General features: G+C 33.9%; 20 protein-coding genes. All 20 read right to left on the bottom strand.

Annotated features, from left to right (window positions below):
* Positions 1-146: 146 nt before the first annotated feature.
* Positions 147-1,601, bottom strand: coding sequence for an N-acetylmuramoyl-L-alanine amidase (locus IDG64_RS10905; protein WP_000909199.1), 1,455 nt, complete (start codon positions 1,599-1,601; stop codon positions 147-149).
* 10 nt (positions 1,602-1,611) lie between these two features.
* Positions 1,612-1,914 (bottom strand): phage holin, encoded by a 303-nt coding sequence (locus IDG64_RS10900; RefSeq protein ID WP_000339141.1) that lies wholly within the window; start codon positions 1,912-1,914, stop codon positions 1,612-1,614.
* A gap of 135 nt (positions 1,915-2,049) precedes the next feature.
* Entirely contained in the window at positions 2,050-2,349 is a 300-nt protein-coding gene (locus tag IDG64_RS10895) for a DUF2951 domain-containing protein (RefSeq protein ID WP_000466784.1), read from the bottom strand.
* A 45-nt stretch (positions 2,350-2,394) separates the two neighbouring features.
* On the bottom strand, positions 2,395-2,559 hold the full coding sequence (locus tag IDG64_RS10890) for an XkdX family protein (RefSeq protein WP_000916020.1): 165 nt from the start codon (positions 2,557-2,559) through the stop codon (positions 2,395-2,397).
* Positions 2,552-2,941: a DUF2977 domain-containing protein gene (locus IDG64_RS10885; protein WP_001166599.1), complete on the bottom strand. Its 390-nt coding sequence runs from the start codon at positions 2,939-2,941 to the stop codon at positions 2,552-2,554. Before IDG64_RS10885 ends, IDG64_RS10890 begins: the two co-directional genes overlap by 8 nt.
* Complete coding sequence (locus tag IDG64_RS10880) at positions 2,941-4,407, bottom strand: BppU family phage baseplate upper protein (RefSeq protein ID WP_000067154.1); 1,467 nt, start codon at positions 4,405-4,407, stop codon at positions 2,941-2,943. The genes IDG64_RS10885 and IDG64_RS10880 overlap by 1 nt, the downstream gene beginning before the upstream one ends.
* Positions 4,407-6,317 carry a phage baseplate protein gene (locus IDG64_RS10875; RefSeq protein ID WP_000429549.1) on the bottom strand — a complete coding sequence of 637 codons (1,911 nt, stop codon included), beginning with the start codon at positions 6,315-6,317 and terminating at the stop codon, positions 4,407-4,409. Before IDG64_RS10875 ends, IDG64_RS10880 begins: the two co-directional genes overlap by 1 nt.
* Positions 6,318-6,332: 15 nt before the next feature.
* Positions 6,333-6,623 carry a hypothetical protein gene (locus IDG64_RS10870; RefSeq protein WP_000179864.1) on the bottom strand — a complete coding sequence of 97 codons (291 nt, stop codon included), beginning with the start codon at positions 6,621-6,623 and terminating at the stop codon, positions 6,333-6,335.
* On the bottom strand, positions 6,623-8,206 hold the full coding sequence (locus tag IDG64_RS10865) for a prophage endopeptidase tail family protein (protein ID WP_000384478.1): 1,584 nt from the start codon (positions 8,204-8,206) through the stop codon (positions 6,623-6,625). The genes IDG64_RS10870 and IDG64_RS10865 overlap by 1 nt, the downstream gene beginning before the upstream one ends.
* Positions 8,207-8,214: 8 nt before the next feature.
* Positions 8,215-9,039: a phage tail family protein gene (locus tag IDG64_RS10860; RefSeq protein WP_001190531.1), complete on the bottom strand. Its 825-nt coding sequence runs from the start codon at positions 9,037-9,039 to the stop codon at positions 8,215-8,217.
* Positions 9,039-15,215 carry a phage tail tape measure protein gene (locus tag IDG64_RS10855; protein WP_001003448.1) on the bottom strand — a complete coding sequence of 2,059 codons (6,177 nt, stop codon included), beginning with the start codon at positions 15,213-15,215 and terminating at the stop codon, positions 9,039-9,041. Before IDG64_RS10855 ends, IDG64_RS10860 begins: the two co-directional genes overlap by 1 nt.
* A 13-nt stretch (positions 15,216-15,228) precedes the next feature.
* The gene (locus IDG64_RS10850) at positions 15,229-15,387 is read right to left on the bottom strand and encodes a hypothetical protein (RefSeq protein WP_000438833.1); all 159 of its coding nucleotides are present in this window, start codon (positions 15,385-15,387) and stop codon (positions 15,229-15,231) included.
* A 50-nt stretch (positions 15,388-15,437) separates the two neighbouring features.
* The gene (gene gpG / locus IDG64_RS10845) at positions 15,438-15,779 is read right to left on the bottom strand and encodes a phage tail assembly chaperone G (RefSeq protein WP_000589166.1); all 342 of its coding nucleotides are present in this window, start codon (positions 15,777-15,779) and stop codon (positions 15,438-15,440) included.
* 57 nt (positions 15,780-15,836) lie between these two features.
* Positions 15,837-16,292, bottom strand: coding sequence for an Ig-like domain-containing protein (locus tag IDG64_RS10840; RefSeq protein ID WP_000169128.1), 456 nt, complete (start codon positions 16,290-16,292; stop codon positions 15,837-15,839).
* Between the two features lie 91 nt (positions 16,293-16,383).
* The gene (locus IDG64_RS10835) at positions 16,384-17,025 is read right to left on the bottom strand and encodes a major tail protein (RefSeq protein WP_000807536.1); all 642 of its coding nucleotides are present in this window, start codon (positions 17,023-17,025) and stop codon (positions 16,384-16,386) included.
* 34 nt (positions 17,026-17,059) lie between these two features.
* Positions 17,060-17,455, bottom strand: coding sequence for a hypothetical protein (locus tag IDG64_RS10830; RefSeq protein ID WP_001023809.1), 396 nt, complete (start codon positions 17,453-17,455; stop codon positions 17,060-17,062).
* Positions 17,456-17,857, bottom strand: coding sequence for a hypothetical protein (locus IDG64_RS10825; RefSeq protein ID WP_000110019.1), 402 nt, complete (start codon positions 17,855-17,857; stop codon positions 17,456-17,458).
* Positions 17,854-18,186 (bottom strand): hypothetical protein, encoded by a 333-nt coding sequence (locus tag IDG64_RS10820; protein WP_000395499.1) that lies wholly within the window; start codon positions 18,184-18,186, stop codon positions 17,854-17,856. Before IDG64_RS10820 ends, IDG64_RS10825 begins: the two co-directional genes overlap by 4 nt.
* 11 nt (positions 18,187-18,197) lie before the next feature.
* Positions 18,198-18,476, bottom strand: a complete 279-nt coding sequence (locus tag IDG64_RS10815; RefSeq protein ID WP_000050977.1) for a head-tail connector protein — start codon at positions 18,474-18,476, stop codon at positions 18,198-18,200.
* A gap of 68 nt (positions 18,477-18,544) precedes the next feature.
* A complete protein-coding gene (locus tag IDG64_RS10810) occupies positions 18,545-19,708 on the bottom strand; it encodes a phage major capsid protein (protein ID WP_001142734.1) in 1,164 nt (387 codons plus the stop codon).
* Positions 19,709-19,712 lie beyond the last annotated feature (4 nt).

Below are 19,712 nucleotides of genomic sequence, written 5' to 3'. Positions count from 1 at the left end.
ACACAATACGAACACAAAATAATTTATATACTAAAAACGTTTGTTTTTTTAAAATTTAATATATTCATGTAAAAATTAACTGTTTATTAATTTTAAATAATAGGCAAGTACCGAAGTACCTGCCTAAGATTCATCATATACAATTATCAAACTGCACTAAACTTACCAAAACTGCTTATTCTATTACCTGCCTTGTCTACCTCTCCTGTAGCAATATAACGACGTTGTCCACTATTAGCAATATAAGTAATCCATCTATACCCATTGATGCAATATGCTCCGTCATATTTGATTGTTGCGTTATTAGGTAATACACCTGTAATTCTTGAATTAGTTGAATAGCCATCCCTCACGTTATTACCTTTAACATTGGCAACTGTGTAATAACCAGTTTCTTTTTTATACGGTACATTATTTTTATCGGGTGTATAACCTGCTGGCACTGGCGGATTCTTTTGGTTTTTAGCTGATGTTTTAACATTACCAGCTACCAAACCACCTATAGGCTTACCATGAATCGCACCAGCTATTAATTTAGAATACAAGTCATAATTCTTCTTAATCCAATCCATATCTTTTTTATTAGTAATAAAACCTAATTCAGATAAACGATAATTGATATTTATTTCTGCTGATACATTAACGTTCAGTAAATCATTACGAGGTGTTACACCTCTTATTTGTCCTAAGTTATTTTTAATAACATCTTGTATACTTTTATCAATAGTATCTGCATTGAATTGACTTGAAATAATAACATGCCCACCACTTGCACTTTCTCCTGCTGCGTCTAAATGAATCTCTAGAACAATGTCATACCCCTGTGATTTAACCCAATATAAGCCATAATCTTTATTATTTCCTACATTAACACCGTAAGCAGTATCTTGATACATATCTTGTGATTGACTTGAGCCACCATATAATGCAACTTCGTGACCTGCATGTCTTAAATACTTAGCGATATTTGGTGTTATATATTTACGGATAAAATCACGTTCATTTGTTCCGTTTCCGACTGCTCCAGGATCGTTATAACCATGACCGGCTACAAGCATAATTTTTTTAGGTTTAATTACTGCTTGCTTTTTGGCAGTTGCTTGCTTAATAACGCTTTTAGCTTTATCTCCAACACTTACTTTATCTGGGAAATTTAATCTAATAAAATACATTGGGTCATCGTAATAATGAACATGTCTTGTAACGCTTTCGGGACCCCAACCAGGTTGCGCAACGCCATTTGTCCAACCTTTACCATTCCAATTTTGGCCAAACGATGTGAAAGTGTTTAGATTAGCGCTCTCAACAATTTCAACATGTCCAGCTCCGCCACCATACTTTGACGGGAAAACGACAATGTCCAACTTTTGCGGTAAAAAGCTATCATAGTTTTTAATTATTTGCCCGTATTTTTCAATCCTTGCTTTATTATCAAATGGAATATTATAAGCGTATAAACCTTGTAACCTTTCGCCTGTTGCTATCATAAAAAACATATTTGCGTAATCGTAACACTGAAATCCATAAAACAAATCAGGATTGAACTGCTTCCCTAATGAATTATCAAACCATTTTTCTGCTTGGTTTTTTGTTATCAACATTGGTCAACACCTACCCTAAATCATTTGTGTCGTTCATATTCGTAGGTGTCATTACTTCTTTAATTGGCGCTTGCCCTGTTGCTTTTCTATACTTGTTTTCAGCTTTATATTTCTTTAGCTTTTGATTTGCCCATTTACCTTCTTGAGATGTTGGATTGTCTTTATACGTAGTATATAAAGCAACAACAGTAAGTATTATTGATGATATAGTCTCATCGTCTACTGGAATCGGGCTAATACCTTTGTTCGCTAAGAATTGATTTACTAATGCTAAGATCAATACGATGTATCTTGTTATTACTTTTGCATCCATTTGTTTGCTCCTTTTATCCAAAATAAAAAGCCAGTGCCGAAGCACTGACTCTTAACTATTACTTACACTTACTAAACCAGAAACACGACCAAAAGCTATATCCTAAAATTCCCTTAAGCATGGTAATCACCTCCTTTAAATGCCAAAAATAGTTTTTAACAAGGCTATAACAAATGTACTTAGAATCGTCCCTATTAATCCTAGAATCCACATCTTGATGTCTCTAATATTTTTAGCATTTTTCTCTTTATTTTTTTCATCTTCTTCTTTGTCACGCCTTAGTTCTTCGAAATTTCTATCTAACTTGTCATAAATTTTTTCTTGCGTTCTCAGACTGTCTTCTATTCTGTCGAATTTTTCAAACATAGTCTTATCATTTTCTTCTAATCGCGTTAAACGCCAATCTTGTTCGTGTCGTTTGGTAAATCCAAACATTACACCACCCACTTTATTCAAATTAAAAAGCCATAAGATTATAACCTATGACTCTAGATTTTCTGGATACTTTTCTCCTGTAATAATTGCATATTCCTCTTTATCTATAACTTCCATATCTACATACCACGCTATATCTTCTTTACTATATTCTTTCAATTGATACCATGTTTTAATATCTTCGAATGTTGGTGAAATTAATTTAAGCATTTTCAGTCTCTCCTTTAACCTCTTCTAATTTTTTATTAAGTGTCACAAGTTGTTTTGCCATTAGTGCATTTTGCTTATTAACTTGCATCGATAACTTTGTACTTTGAACAACTTGTTTCTGCATACTAGCAACCATTTTTCGTAAGATGTCATCAGAAGCGACTGTGTTTTGTTCTTCACTGTCAATCTGTTGATGCAAGTCATCTTTTTCTTCTGAATAATCTTCGTTAAAAACTATTTCCCCATTTGAATATTTAAAGGCTTTAGGTCTAAAAACTTGAGAGAAATTTTCTGGTAAATTTTCAATATCAATACCTTCTTCAAAGCCACCAATGATAGCGTATGAAATTATCTCATTACGCTTGTTAACTAATATTTGCATTATTTTCTCACTCCTATAATTTTGTTGATTGTTCCTCTATTTGCATTGGCACCAGAACCTCTTTGACTTCCTAAGTCGAAATAAACATCGTTCGATATTGTTAAAGATGTACGACTAGATTTAGTTAACCCAAACTCATAAACGCCTCCACCGTTACCGTCATTATCCGGTAAATTTGATGGGTTCAATGAAATTTTCCCGCCACCAAAGGGGTTGCCAAACTCAGTAAAATCTCCCCCTGGAAAAGTTCCATAAAAAATTAACAAAATAAATTGATCTAAACTTTCATTAAGATATAATGTTGAGCCAACGCCATTTGCCGTCCCATCAAAAATAACTGAATATCTTTTATTAAACTTGTCATCTGTGTATAGTTTGGCGTTGCTTTCAGCCGTATTAGCTTTTGATTGCGCGTTTTGAACAGTTTCAAAAGGCGTATTGTAATCATTAAGGGCTAATTCTGACCAATCAGACCAAGAACCTGCTTCTTTTCTCTTAACAAATACTTTATTTGTACCATTTGGACGATATGTCATACGTTTGTAGTCGGAAGTTACTACTAAATATTCGACAATACCATTAGTGCTTACGCCTCTTGGATAATTTATGGCTTGTGAGACGTAAATAAATTGGGTTGAATCTCCTACTCTTTGTTCTGGATTATTAAAATCAAATCCAGTAATCTGTGTTATTTTACCGTCGTCTTTAGTAATCTTAGATTTTTGCCAATTTGAAGTTGAACCACTTGTGACTAAACCGCCGCTATTCACTGACTGCTTGAAAGCCTCATGTTTCTCATCCATATATCGCTTTTGCTCATCGAATGTTCTTGAATAAGCTTGCGCTTTATTCTCCAAATCGGTTATACGGCTATTAGCGAGTTGCTTTAATTCATCTATACTTGACGATTTTGCTATTTGAATATCTGATAGCCCTTTTTCTTTAGCTTTTTCAATCAGACTCGCATAATCTTCACCATTTTTTATAGCCTCGTCCATTGCTTTCGCACGATCCATAATAGTTTTTTCTAATTCTTGAAACTCAACAATATAGTGCAGTTTTGTTTCAGAGGGAATCTTGCTAAACAAACTTTTTTCAACGTTAAATGTGATAGTTCTCTCGACAACTACCACGTCTGAATTACCTAATTCTGCAACCGAAACTTGAGCTTGATAACTTCCATCTCGTTTAATCACATCATTAGGTAATTGAAATTTTAATATACCTTTAAATGGATCTAATATTTCTAGTGGAGCAACTACCATGACTCCTTTACCTCGAATCGCTATTCTTGCTTTGATATTTTCTTCACTCAATAATAAAGGTTGATTATTTTTAGTGATATTAAAAAGAAGAACAGAAGAATCACTCTCTCCTGTTCTAAAAGTTATATCTAGATTTGAAATATTTTCATAATGCGCTGTATTCTCTAAATTAATATTTACAGATTTTTCTAAATTACTCATTAACTTATAATTCTCCCTTCGTGTAAAGTCCATGGCCCTGAACTTGTTTTGCTATCATAGTTCTTCAATAGTATTTCACAAGATGCTGTAACACTATTGCGAACTAGCCTATGAACAAAACCACCTGTGTTTGAAGCTTCTACATATAAGTTCCAACCAGCTACCCCTTTACGTTCAGTTGGAAAATCTGTAAAACGTTTTGTATCATCCGTAGTTAAATAAAACGACATACCTACTATGTTAATATCTGACATTTTTGTGATGAATGAAGGTACTCTCTCCCATTTACCACTATTTTTAGGCACATAATTCCAGTCCGAAATGTCTCCAGTTCTCCCAGAAAGCACCCTTTCAAAAGTCATCATGTTTCTTGCATAACTATTACGCGTTAATATCTGAATAACATCTCCACCAGTTTGTGGTGGTTTTACTTCCAAGAACCAACCTGCATCGCGCCATTCTCTTGGTAGTGGGAAATCGTCAATTTGAACTGTATGATCTGTATATAAATAATAAAGACCAGGCTCTGTTAACATTCCAAGATTTGTTAGTTTATCAGGTCTCATTGGTAAGGGCTTAACTCTACCGCCTGTGTCACTCATGATAAAAGGGACGCCTCTAGAGTGCAGAATTTCTAAAATCCCTCTTTGGCCAATCATGAAAATACGATGTGTTCTATTTCCATCGCCACCAACAGTAACACCTAGCATCAAAGCCTTTTTACCGCTATCTTTATCATAGTATATTTGTAGACCCTCTGCTTCCGCAAATTCACCAGGAAATGAATCAAGTGTTCCACCATAATCAGCATTAACTTGATATGCTTCTTCTCCTGTTTCTAAATCGAAAGCCGTTAAATAGTTTCTATTATTCGGATTACTATCTCCTGTGTACCAATACAAGTATTTTTCATCAAAAGTCACACCTTGCATTGGCTGAGTTTCATTTGTTAGTCTCATAGGAATGCTAATTTTATACAAAACTTTATCAATGTTCTTATCAACATCGTCTAAACTTCTTATCTCTATATAATTCATAGAGTTTTCAAGTTCCCATTGACTTCTAGGTCTCTCAATTCTGTATAGAATTTTATTTTCTTTTTCATTTATGACTGGTGTGATATAAGGCTTTTCTGGATGTCCTGTAAATACGTCTTGCATACCATACTTGCCATAACTAATCTCTACATTAGGCGTGTACTTAAAGCGAACTAATGTGTTTTCATTATTACCATTTAAAATAAAACTATATATCCATAACTCATCATCAATATATCTATAGCCGTTGTGCGTACCATGACCTCCGCCTACAATTAATGAGCTATCTATAAATTGACCATTAGGTCTTAAACGACTTAGCATATAGCCGTTATTTCTAGCTTGTGTCATGTATACTATGCCTGTTCTATTATCAAACCAGAAGGATTGCATCACTGCATTTGTAAGTGGTGCAAGTTCTGTTACAAATAAAAATTCTTGCTTATCAGGTTCAAAACGGTACTCGATATCAAGAATTTGTTGTTTAGCCTTATTTAGTTCTCTTATAGTTTCTTCTTTATTATTTTGAGTTTTGGTTTCCCAATCGTCTAAATGTTCTTTTAATGTATCAAAGGTTTCGCCATTTACATTAACTCGAGCTTGAACAATCTCATTAGCGCTATTATTACGCGGTGCCAAAACAAGTGCGTTAATTTGACTTTGTAAAGATTTATTTACTGCTGCTTGCGATCTACCATTATAATAAATTTGCTCAGCGAAGTGTTGAATTGTTTTAGCTTTCTGATGCAACTTAAACTCTGTTGTCAATCCAAGCGCAAATTGCTCTATTCTTTGTAAGTTTTGTATTTCCTTAGCTCTATAATCTCGACCTGCTAAAGCTCCCAAATCCTTTATTAAATACAAATTTTCCATAATGCACCTTCCTTTCTAATAAAATAGCACTGTACCAAGTTTCCCACTATCGTCAACTGTTATTTTCCACAATTTACCGTTTGGGGATTTCTGTACAATGCTATTTTGAATAATTCCTGCTTCGCCTATTTTTAAATTATCTAATTTATTTTTATCATCTACCGAAATGATACCGTCTTGAGGTAGTCCATCAATATCACTACTCCCTGCATAAGGTACCCCGTTTATAGCTTTCCAATGTGTAGCTGGAAAGTACTGTTTATCGTTTTCAAGTAGCGCTTTGATTTTAACTTCTTCTGTTGCCATTATATTAATACACTCCCTATATCCATTGTCTCGAAAGGAGAATTCAAAGTACTAGTGTATAAATGATTTATACGATTTGCTTGATAGTTATATCTATTATCTTGTGCAATAACTCGTCTGTTAAGCGCTTGTTGAATTTGTACCATATCTTTTATTTCATTGCTGAAAGACACTTCATCTATTGCGTTTACAAATGGGTGTGACCTATCAAGTTTAACAACCTTTAATTCAGTGTTATATCCCATTAATTCATGAACAAAGAATACGCTATCTCTTGGCTCTATTTTTTCATAACCCATATAATTAACATCTAATTCAGTCTTAGGAGTATCATTTATTTGCTTTTTTGCAAATTCTAGCAACTTATCCTGTGTTTCGATATCTTCATTTGTTTGCGTATTAGCATATCGAATCCCAAACTGCTTTGCACTATCTGCGACGTAGTCAACAATTGCTTTGTATTGATTGCGACCTGAATTGTCAGCAATTAAATTTAAGACTGTTGATTTTTTAGTTCCAACGTACATACAAGGCTTAGCTTTTTTATTTGAAGAGATATCAATTCTATTTTTGGGGTCTTCTCCTAAAAATATCATTTCTAAAACGTGCTTGCCTTTATCAATATTTTTTATTAAATCTATTGTTTCAGACTGAACCGACTTAGCAAAACAAGAAATTTGCTTAATTTGCTTGCCGTCTAAAATCAACTTATATATTCCACCTTGGGAACCTTTTTTGATTGTAAATCTAACTGTTTCATTACCATACTTGCAATCAAAGTTAATAGTTGCTTTAGAACCAATTGTTTCTGTGCGATAAGTGCCTTCTTTTATGAAATCATTTGAGTAATTAATGTCAGTTGTTTTAATAGGATTATAATTTTTCTTTTCCTCGGCTGTGTACTTTTTCCCAAAAACTTTTATAGCTGTTCTTAATTCCAACGTACTGACAGTAGCAGACACAGTATCAGTATTATATTGATACCTTATTACTTTTTCACTTCTTTGATAGAATGTTTCAGGAGAATAAAAACATATCTCCGTATCATTTGGATAAATAATACAACCAAACAAATCTACTGCTTCTTTACAATATTCTAAGCCATTTTTGTTACCTAATTCATCAATTGGTATTTTTCTTTTAAAATCTCCAATTATTTTATAGGTCATCTTGACTGACGTTTTTTGATTTGCAAATCCATATCTTAAGTACTCATCTAAAGAATATTCTGGTATTTTACCAGTTTCGCTAGTGTCGTCATCAAGCTTATTTGATTCCACTGAGTGATTTTGAAATTCATACATTATGTGATATGCCGTAACTTCAATAAAAACTTTATCACCTTCAACCTTTGGCGCTGTCTGCTTAATTGTGTATTTTTCACCATGATAAATTATGAAGTTTTCACAAATCAATAAATCAAAAACAAAACTATTATGAGTAGTTCTATACACTGTAAAGGTGATATACCTAGCTTCATTCAGTTCATAATATTCTTTAAAAGAACCGTAATCTACGTCTAGTAAATTTTCACAAATCAATTCATTAAAATCCATTACTGATAAATGATCATGATAATCCATTAAATCACCTACCTATAAATAAAAGGAAACTTAAATGTTGTTTTAATATCACTGACGTCTCCTTTAATCTTAAATTCATTTTTACCTGGCGCTAATGTTATAATGCCCCTATTTGTATCAATTCCGACTCTATTTATATCTCGATATGCATACACACCATCTAAAACAAAATCAGTGTTTTTATCTATGCTTTTCTTGTATTTAAAAATATCACCTGTTGTATAGTTAACCAGTTCAAATCCTCCACTCGCATTTAAATTAATTAATATTTTTAAATCGTGCTTGAATCGTGGATTTATCGTATCAGTAGAACCGTTCCAAATAGTGAATTGATTTGATGTATGAGTATATTTAGGTGTGAAATCAATAGGAATTCCATTTTCAAACATCCAATTAGAGTCGAATAAGAACTCGCTATCAGTCCAATTAACTGATTCAGAATATCCTTTATAAACATTTAAACTTACTTCAATTTCAGTTGAAGAACCATCTTTTAAATTAGATGTAACATTAGCTGTATTCACTGCGTATTTAACGCCAGGCATTTGAGAAGTAATAACATAATAAGGATGTCTACGATTAAATACAGATCTAAACCAATGCTCAAATAAATTTAAATCTATAACATCTATACCATCATAGCCAAACCTTAATACTAATGAAAAAGGCGCAAAACTAATTGCGCCCGGTAAAATACCATCTACTCCGTTAATAGTTACACTATTATCATTAGTGTTAGGACTTTCAGCCCTTGCATCTAAAAATATAAGTTGATTAAAATCTGTTATTACTTCTTCCTTGTAACCATCTATGATTTTTACAAAAGATTGCATTAATTAGTCAAACCTCCCATATAATTATTTGCATTTGCTCTATGTCCACTTTGTTTTGACAATACCTTTTCTAAATCTCTAATTGCATCACTAGAGCTTAAGTTATTATCCTGAGAAGAAACAGTTTGAATCAATGCATCTGTTAATTTATTTCCTTTATCCGTTAGCATAACAATTTGTTTCAATAATTTTTCAACCGTAGAAGTATCATTATTTACAGTGATGTTATTTTGCTTGCCATCCATACCGATGATGCGCATAACCTGTTCAGTTAATTGCATTGCTCTTTTGCGTCGTGTCAACGGAATAACCATTTCTGGTTTATCTCCTTCCCCCACTTCAGCGATTTGATGTTTAGTTATAAGACCTCCATTCGCATAGGCATAATCTCCTGCGCGTTTAAAGCCTCCCCAACCGTACTTAGCAACAATGTATTTCATTGCTGAAATCGCCTCATCAGTAGGATTATAAATATTTCCATGTCCTGGCTTAGCAAAAGCTCTAAATGAAGGTTCAATCATTTGGAACATACCTTTAGACGGTGTACCTGCTCTTGCGTTGGAATCCCAGTTGTTAATAGCATCTGCCTGATAGTTACTTTCACGCTTGGCTACTCTTAACATCTGAGTAGTGATATAGTCAGATCTATATCGTCCACCTAAAATTGATTGTGCTCTTAGAATAGCTCTTTTTGCATTCTCGTATCCGCTTCCGCCGACCTTGCCACCGCCACCTTTAAGTGACTTCAACCATTTCATAGGATCTACTGCTGTATCATTACCTGGATGTGAACCTCTCATCAATTGGAAATGTAAGTGTGCTCCTCTAACGAAATTACCTGTAGCACCGGATTTCCCTATCAGTTGACCAGCTTTAATACGTTGGCCTTGTCTTGCTAATTGCTTAGATAAATGCATATACCAATTCCATTCGTTAGCACCGGTCTTAATTTGTATAGAATTACCGCCACCGTAATCAGTCCATACTTTATCAGCTATACCGCCTTTAACAGCATAAATGTTCGTTCCTGTAGGCATACCAAAGTCGATACCATAGTGACGACCGCCATTAAAGTTAAGTCCACCTGTGTAACTCCCAAACCTTTGCCAAATTGGATGGTCAAATAGATAGCTTCCATCGCCTCCGCCACCAAAATCTTCAAACCACGATTTTACTTTGTCTACTAATTTCTTTTTGAGCAATGAGTACGCGCCTTTAGCAATTTTTACTGTAGCGTTAGCTCCGCCTCCAAAATTAATATTTAAACCTGACATTACTTTATTTACTAGTTTCCCTGGATGTTGTACATAATCCCACACATCGCCAATTTTATCGCCTAACCAAGATGCACCATCTTTGATTTTATCGCCTGCCGCTTCAACCATTTCTTCTGCACCTTTTTTGATATTATGAGCTGTGTTTTTAGCTTTAGAACCGAAGTCCCCTGCTTTTTTACCAAGATTTTCAGTAACTTGTTCCATCCATTTTTTCTTTTTCGTACCACCATGGAATTTTGGCAAAACACCCATCCGCTGTAACTTCAGAGTGTCATTGGCATTTATTACACTATCTCCAACTCCTAGTGGAACAACCACATCTCGTCCTTGGGGTGCATGGAATGTTCCGTCAGCTCTGTGAATTACTTCTTGAACTCCACCACCTGGGGCATTTCCAGAACCTCTATCATTTAATACAGCAAATGTCGGTTGCGTTAATGCTCCCGAATTATCGGTAGCTACACCTTTTCCTGCTAAAGTACCAGTAGACAATGTAGGTATTGGCTTGATGAGATTTTTATCAGTAATGGCTTTAGATATTTTATTAATACCGCCAATCATGCTATTCAAACCGCCAATAGCTTTATTAGCAACATTTTTACCTAAATCAGCCGCAGCTCTGCCCATGTCTTTACCAATATCTCTAATCCAATCATATGTTCTTGATAGCCATTTTCTAAAACCATTAAATACTGATTTAGCGTTAGACCATGCCGAACTTGAAATTGCATCAAAACGATCGTGGGCTCTTGAATACATATCCCCAGTCCAACCTTTTAAAGATTTGTATGAGTTACTAAACCATTTCGATGTTCCTTTCCAAACGGATTTTGCATTCGACCATGCTGTACTAGAAATATTATCCCATTTCGAGCGCGATTTATTAGCCATATCCGTTAGCCAGCCCTTTGCACTTTTATATGCATTGCTAAACCATTTTGATGTGCCTCTCCAAATAGATTTTGAATGCGCCCAAGCTTTATCTGAGGCATCTGAATACTTTTGCTTAGTTTGATTGTAAATACTTCCTGTAGTCGATTTAACAGATTGCCAAGCTTTTCCAAACCATTTACCAGTACTATTAGCTATAGCCTTAGTGTGATATCCTACAGAACTTTTGGCTGAGCTCCAACTTGAACTTAATTTGTTTGGAATCCCTTTGATTCCACTCCACATTTTTTTCATTTCGCCGCCAAAATGATTAGCATTTCTTCCCATTTTACTAAAGGCTTCGCCAGTTTTAGTTTTTACGCCGTCCCAAGCATTTCCAAACCATTTCTTTATATTTTCTCTGTTTCTATGAGCTGTTTCTTCTTGTTCTTTAGCGTATTTATCACTTTTCTTCTTTTGGTCTTCTCTGAAGTTAGACCACCAACTTTTAAGACCATTCCACCACTTTTCAGTATTTTTATATACACGACCACTGGATAAATCCATCTCTTTATCAATATCTTTATTTTGCTTTTTAACAACGTCTACTACAGCATCTTTTTTAGATTTTGCCTTTCTTACTTCATCCTTATGTCTTTGATCAGCAATAGCTAACAATTTATCTTTTTCAGACTTAGAAAGGTTGACGTTATTTTTTATAGCAATGACATCATCTTCATACTGCTTGTCTACTTCTTTTTTTCTTGCCTTTCTTGCTTTTTCTGCTTCTTTAATTGCTTTGCTCGCTTCGTCTATTGAATAAGCATTTCTGTTTCTTTGCATTCTTACTAAAATACGCTCTTGCTCTTTTTCAGTCTTACTCAATTCTTTAACAGTGATGTCACGTCTTTGATTTTCAAGCTTTTCAATTTCTTTTCTTTCATTTTCTGAAATCTGACCATCACTCAAAGCTTTTTCTTTCAATTCTTTGATTTTCTGATTGAGTTCTTGCTCTTTTTTAATTCGCAAATCATTTTTTTCTTTAGTTCGAGTTAAAATGTTTTGCTTTTCTTGTTCATCGAATGCACTATACTTATCAATAAGTTCTTGAGTTTTTTCGAGTTCCTTTTTATTTCTTTTTTCTATTTCAGCTATAAGGTTATTAGATAAATCCGTTTCAATTTTCAAAAGTTTTTTTGCTTTGTCTTCTGTTATTTGACCCGAGTTTAAACGTACTTTTTCCATGATTCTGTTGTTCTCTTCAGAATAGTGTACGTACTTTTCTAAAGCTTTTTCTGTTTCTTTTGAAACACCTTTCCCTAACACTTTTACAGTATCAGATGCTTTTTTAGAAGCTGTGCCCATGGTTTGCATAAACCCTTTAAACTTGTTGACTCCTACTTTCAGAAGGTCATCATCACTTAATGATTTATAGCCATCTTTCATATCTTTTGAAAATTTTTCTTTGAAACTTCTCCCTATACTTCCAAGATAATTTTTAAACTCTCCGAGCTTTCTAACAGCACCGCCGATGATTTTGCCACCAAAAAACTTTATAGTTTCTCCTAAACCGTTAATACCTTTTCTGAACCATTCCACATGATCATATGTGGTCTTAAAAACTTTATAAGCAATTGTAATAGCAGTTATTGTTGCACCAATAGGACCTGTTATAAAACGTAAAGCTATTCCTAAACCTCTAGCTCCACCACTAAAGGCAAAAACACTTTTAGAAGCTAATCCTATTCCTTTACCTAAAAGTTTAAAAGGCAAGATTGCTAGATTTGCAGTATTTTTCAAAACATTTATAGGTTTTAAATTAAACAACATAGCTCCGGCTAATCCTTTAAAGCCTTTTGACGTTTTTCCTGTTGTAGAACCAAGAAATAAGGTTTGAAGACCTAAAGATTTCATTGCTTTTGAATTGGTATTAGAAAGTATTGTATTTTCAGCAATGCGTCTATTTAATGATGCATATCCTTTGGCCGCGCTTCCAACTGCACGTATTAATAAGCCTCCAGCAAGAACAGCAGGACCAATAGATGCACCAAAAATTGCTAAGCCTACCGAAGCCTTTCTAACCCAACCAGGAAGATGTGTAAATCCATCAACTAATTTTGTTAATCCTTCCGCACCTGCTCTAATCATAGGCGTTAAATCTTTACCAACTTCAATTGCTAACGATTCAAAAGCGCCACCTAATTGTTCCAGAGCGCCTTTGAGATTATCTTTCATCAAATCTGCTGCTTTTTTACTTTCGCCATTGGAATTCTTTAAGGATTTACTATAGTTATTAATTTTATCTGGCCCCGCTTCAATCAAGGCTAAAAATCCACTTGCTGCTTCAGTACCAACTATTGTAGCCACTGTAGCTAGTTTTTGTTCTCGTGTCATGCCTTTCATGTTGTCTTGGAACTGTCTAATCAATTCGCCCATTCCAACAAACTCACCTTTAGCATCAGACAAATGAATACCTAATTTTTTCATTTCCTTAGCTGTACTTTTACTTGGATTAGCTAGCCTAATAAACGAAGCTCTTAATGCAGTACCTGCTTGAGACCCCTCTAAACCTGAGTTAGATAAAACTTCAATTGCTGCAGAAGTGTCCTCTATTGAAACTCCTAATGCTTTTGCTGGAGTACCTGCATATTTTAATGCATCTCCCATATATTGAATATCTGCAGCACTATCATTTGCTGATCTCGCAAGTAAATCAGCAACATGATTTGCATCAGATGCTTTTAAACCGAAAGAGTTAATCGCTGAAGCCATTACAGTTGCAGTTGTAGCCATTTCTGCACCACTTGCTTCTGCTGCGCTGATAACACCTGGCATAGCCTCCATTGTTTGTTTGGCATTAAAGCCTAAAGCTGCCAATTCTTCCATACCTTTAGCAACTTCGTTAGCACTTTTACTTGTTTTAGCTCCTAAGTCAACCGCTTGATTAGACATGCTTTTTAAGTCTTTACTGCTTGCTTGTGCAATCGCTCCAACTCGAGACATTTGCCCTTCAAAGTCTGCACTCGTTTTTAATGCTGCACCTAAACCTAAAGTAATCGGTGTAGATACGCCCATCGTCATTGTACGTCCCAGGGAAGTCATTTTGTTTCCAATAGAACTAAATTTCTTTGACATGACATCCGCTTGACTTGCAAGTTTACCGAAATGACTTTGAGCTATCATTTGTTCTTTGTTAAAAGTCTTCATTTCGGATGAAGCTTTATCTATTGAACGCTCCAAATTATTTAAAGCAGCTTTTTCTTTATTAACAGCTGTTTCAACTTTTGCGACATTAGCGCTATGATTCTTAATAGTATTGTTTAAATCATTAAATTCTTTTTCTGTTTGCTTTAATTTAGTATTAGTTTTAGCGTAAGAACTTTCAATTTTATCATTTGATTTTGAAAGATTGTCATTTTGCACTTTTAGTTTTTGAACTTGATTGCCTTCTTGTTTATATTGTTCAACAAGTGCTTTATGCTTAGCGGACTGCTTCTGTACTGCGTCACTTGCTCTTTTTAGTTGTGCAGTAGTAGCTTGGTTACTATTCTTAAGCTTTTGTTCTGCATCTCTCAACTGTTTAAGTTTTTGATACGCATCTTGTTTACGTTGATTTGTACGTTTATATTGATTTTCAGCTTTTTTAAGTTCTGTATTCGATGATTTTAAGGCTTCTTTAGATTTATCAAGAGCTAATTTTTCTTTTTTATTGGCTTCTACTAACTTTAAATATGCTTTCTCAACATCTTTTACACTGGATTTAGCTTTTTGGTAATTAGCGTTAACTTGTTTAAGCTCATCTTCTACTTGAGAATACATCTTTTTTTGAACTTTAAGCCTATCATTTAACCCCTTAATTCTCGCCTGATATTTTTCCATTGATTTTTCAGACTTATCAAATGCTGACAGATTAGCTTTCATTTCACTATTAACAACACCTAATTGTCGCTTTAAACCTTTCATGCCTTCTTGGACACCTAAATGGTCTAATTTCAGCTCCAAGGTCATGCCTTCTACTTTTTCATTCATATTAACCTCCTTTCTAGCTTCCAAAAAGTTTTCTTAAATCCGTACCTGTAATGACTTTTTGTTCACTTTGTTTTTCTTCAGTCTCTTCTTTATTCTCTTCATTAAGTATTTCTAAAAGTTTTACATACGGCTGTTTTCTGACTTCAGTTAATGTCCACCCATACTGCTCCATACAGAAACGTTGTATTTTCTTAATGTTCGATAAAATGTCTTTTATTGAGATTATTCTTCTGTCTTTCCCATCTCTTCTGGTTCAGTTTCTGAATCTTCTTCATCTTCACCATTGATTTCTCGAAATATATCTTGTAAGGCTTTTGTATAAGTTTTAGTACTCATCTTGTTCAGAACATCTTCTTCAGTCAATCCTTCATCTTTAAATAAATCTACTAATAACTGTCGCTCTTTTTGTCTCATTTTTGTTGCGTTAGGTGCTTCTTTTTTATTCTCTTGATTTACTAATTCTAAATACTCATAGCATTTTTCTGCTTCGCCCATTGTTACATCTTCTTTTGTATAGCTCTCTGTTTTTCCTGTTTTACGATCTTTAATTTCAAATTTAATCATTGTATTAGCTCCTTTTATTCAAATAAAAAAGACGCAGATATACTGCGCCTTAAATCCCTATCCGTTTGTTACTGTCACTGAAATTTGTCCTGACTTATCGCTTCCATCAGTAGACGTAGCAGTGATTACTGAAGTACCTTCAGCTACACCGTGAATTGCTCCTGTATTTTCATCTACAGTAACAAATTCTGGATGTTCACTTGTATATTTCAATATTTTATTCGTTGCTGTGCTTGGTGCAATGTTTGGCTCAACATTGTCATCGGTATTTACCATAATTGATTTAGTTTCTGGTGTAAATGATACGCCTGAGACTAGAATTGGATTGGTTTTGAATTGAGGTACATCAACTTTACTAGATTCTTTACCATTTTCTTCCCATGCCACTTGGTAAGTACCTTTTGGATAAGTTGTATCCGCTTCTAAATTAGATAAAGTTACTGACACTTTGCCTTCACCTTGTTCAGAAGCTACGACGTCGTCTCCTTTATAAACCTTTAAAGTTTTAGTCATAAATTATTCTCCTTTGATTTATTTTGAAAGCCCCTATTCTGCTGAAACTGTTGCAGATTTTGAATTAACTGCTACTTCAACATTTTGGGGATTAGCTGGGTAACGAACCTGCAGAATCCTCTGAATGATCTTCACTGTCCGTGTATCCAACGAATACTTTTTTGAAGAATTCTGCTTCTCCTTCTTTACCTTCATGATAACCGTATACAATACCTTGTGACGTTCCATCAACATCAACTTTTCTATTCATCCAGTCACCTGTTAATTTTGTAGGTTCTGGGGCTTCTGCTTTTTCACCTCGTGTTTTAAATTCAATTGAATCTAAACTAAAAGTACCTTTAAGTAAGGCTACATATACCGGCTGACCTGTTAAACCATCTTCCGATTCGCCAATTACTGTTACATACGGTGCTCTTGTATTCTCTCCTACCCAAGATGTACCATTTTTATCTTTAGTACGTCCAATAACTGTGTTTAAATCATCACTTGGAATATTGAAAATACTCATGTCAGACTTAACTTCATTAGTACCTTGTTTTTTCATCCATACACGTTTGTTAGATGCAAACATATCTACTAAATCTGGTGCTAAACCTGTGATATTTAGGTCAACTGTACCACCTTTTTCATCTTCCCATGTCATGCGTTTAACTACTTTTGTTGCTTCTGGGTTAAAAACTCCAACGTATAATCTTTTAAAACCTACTTTATAAGAACCTTGTCCTTCTGCCATTGCTTATTTCCTCCTTAAAAATTAAAAAGCACACCTATTCGATGCGCTGATTTTTATAATATATATTTTTGGGTATGCCTTGATATCGTCTCGACATCACATAACGTTTAGTTTCTTCAAAATAAGCATCTAACTGACTAGATGCTTGAATTAAATTTTGTTGATATAACAGGTATCTTATTCGTTTTGTTATATCAATTGTTTTCTGATTATTTGAAGATTCTACATCTATTTGAATTAAGTATTCTTCACTAAGATATTTATCAGACATAAAGTCTGAAGGTAAATCATAAATAGGTGTAATAACAACAAAAGGTTTGGAATTTTCAGCATTTTCAGTGACTTTATAATAGTATATTCTAGAATTTATATATGTTTGGAGCTCTGCATCAGATAATAAAATTCCTTTTACAGTGTTTAATATATTCATTTATCTGGCCAACTCCTTTTTTATAATTTCTCTATACTTCCTTTCACTAGCAGCTAATGTTTTTGCAATAACTCCAAAACCTCTTGGTGTATATTTTTTACCATCTCTTGTATAACCATGTTCATTCAAGTGAATAATGTTTTTGCGATTCATAGGACCTACCCATTCAATTAAAACAGCTCTTTCTTGACTGCCAACTTTTGTATAAGGTTTAGATTTAGTCATTTCTTCTATACTAGCACCCGTATCTTTAAAACTCTCGAATTCTTTCTTTAAAGTCTTTATAAAAAATTCAGATGCTTTATTTAAAGCTCTATCACTCTTAGCTTGCATTGCTTGTTTACCGTATACCGATTCTAATTTCTTCAACACTTCAGGTATCCCTTTAATTTCTACACTCATTTTTCTGATAAAACCACTGTATTATAGCCAATATCTGGTGTATCAATTCTTATTTCTACAATGTTGAATAATTTATCGGAATATAATGCACTGTCAATTTTAACTAAGTGATTTGTTTGTGGTAGATATTCAATTTTAGAAGACCTAACAATTATGGTTAATCCTGATTTTGATTCAGTCGTTTTTAAAATTTCTCTATCTTTCATAGAAGGATTATATATTTTACAAAAGCAACTATACAATTTCATTTTTTCCTCTTCATCTGGATATGGTCCTTTGTTTATATATTGAAAAAAATACGCGCGATCTTTAAATTCATTAAATTCCATTTAAAAATCACCTACCACTTTTTTAATTTCAAAATCATTTTTTGCAATCCTTTTTCATTAAACACCTTGCTTCTAGATTGGTCATTTGAGTACCCACGACTTTCATAATCTCTTGCAATGATATATTTAATCGCTGTACAAAAAAGCGGGTATTCCAAGTCATCTTTGTCATAATCTGGAACCCCACTTAATAGTAACTCAGACTTAGCCGATTGAATGAGACCCTCAATTAAATCATCTTCGAAACTATAGTCAATTCTCAACCACAATTTAATTTCTTCTAAACTCATTTCATCACCCCTATTCGGCTGATATTACAGCTGATTTAGCCTTAGCTGTTACATTAACCTTTTGGGGCTTAGCTGGGTAATGGACCTGTATTTTCTTTTGCTTTTGCAATTCTGAATGCACTGTCTAATGTACGTTGCTGATCATACCATGCTGTTAATACAAACAAATATTCGCCTTTTTTAACATCTTTATCAGTGTCATAAGTTGTTCCATCATAGTTAATTCCAAAATAATTGAAATCTCCCACAATAGGTTTAACTGCTGCATCTGTAAATACTACTGGTTTGCCAAATACTTTTTCTGCTGGTGTGTCAAAGAAATTTGTTGTTCCATTTGAAAGAACACTAATAATTTTGACATAATCTGCATATCGCATATAAATTGTTGCGTTATCACGATAATCTTCATGTAAATCTGCTAAAGCGTTAATAATAGCATCATACATGTCTGCTCCCTCAACTTCTTTAACAGATCCATTATAAAATGACATGTGTTCTAATCCAGATTTAGGACTTACTGCTAAGGCATCTTTACGCTCTTTAGCTGCTAATCCTGATTGTAGTGCGTTTTCAACCCAGTTTACTAAATCTACATCTGATCCATGAATTACAGTATCTGAAATTGCAGCAAATACTTTGAATTTATTAGTAGTGAACTTGACTGTATCACCTTTTGCTTTTAATTCTTTTGCTGTTTCTACGTCTGTAATGAAATCATCATCGTCTAAAGTGTATGAAACTCTTGGAATCTCTAAACCTTTAATGTTAGTTAGACGAGCTTTTTCACGTAATTGGTTTTTAGCAAATGGTTCTGAAACAATTTCTTTAGAAAGTGTTTTTGGTAAGAGCTTATCTCCACCTGAATCATTTCCTGTTGGTAAAGCGTGTAATAAACGTTGTGCCTCCATTGAAGGTTTTTCAAATTCATTTGGTAAAATCGCGTGACGATAAAACTCTGCCTTAGCTTTAACCATCTTCTCATTATCACTTAAAGATTGATAAGCTTCTCCTTTATCTTTAACTTTCGCTTTTTCTTTCTCTTCAATGTCTTGCACTTGTCTTTCAACAATGTTAAATCTTTGTTGTAAACCTGCTTTTTCTGTTTCTAGTTGTTTGATGTCTTCCATATCAATATTTGGATCTGTTGCTTTCTGACTCAATTCATCATTTTTATTTTTTAATTGTTGTCCAATCATACCTAAGGATTGTTTTAATTCATATAATGTCGGCATTTCA

It is taken from the genome of Staphylococcus sp. EG-SA-15 (assembly GCF_017151895.1).
Classification (GTDB): Bacteria; Bacillota; Bacilli; order Staphylococcales; family Staphylococcaceae; genus Staphylococcus; species Staphylococcus aureus.
This window is presented reverse-complemented; position numbering and strand designations above follow the sequence as displayed.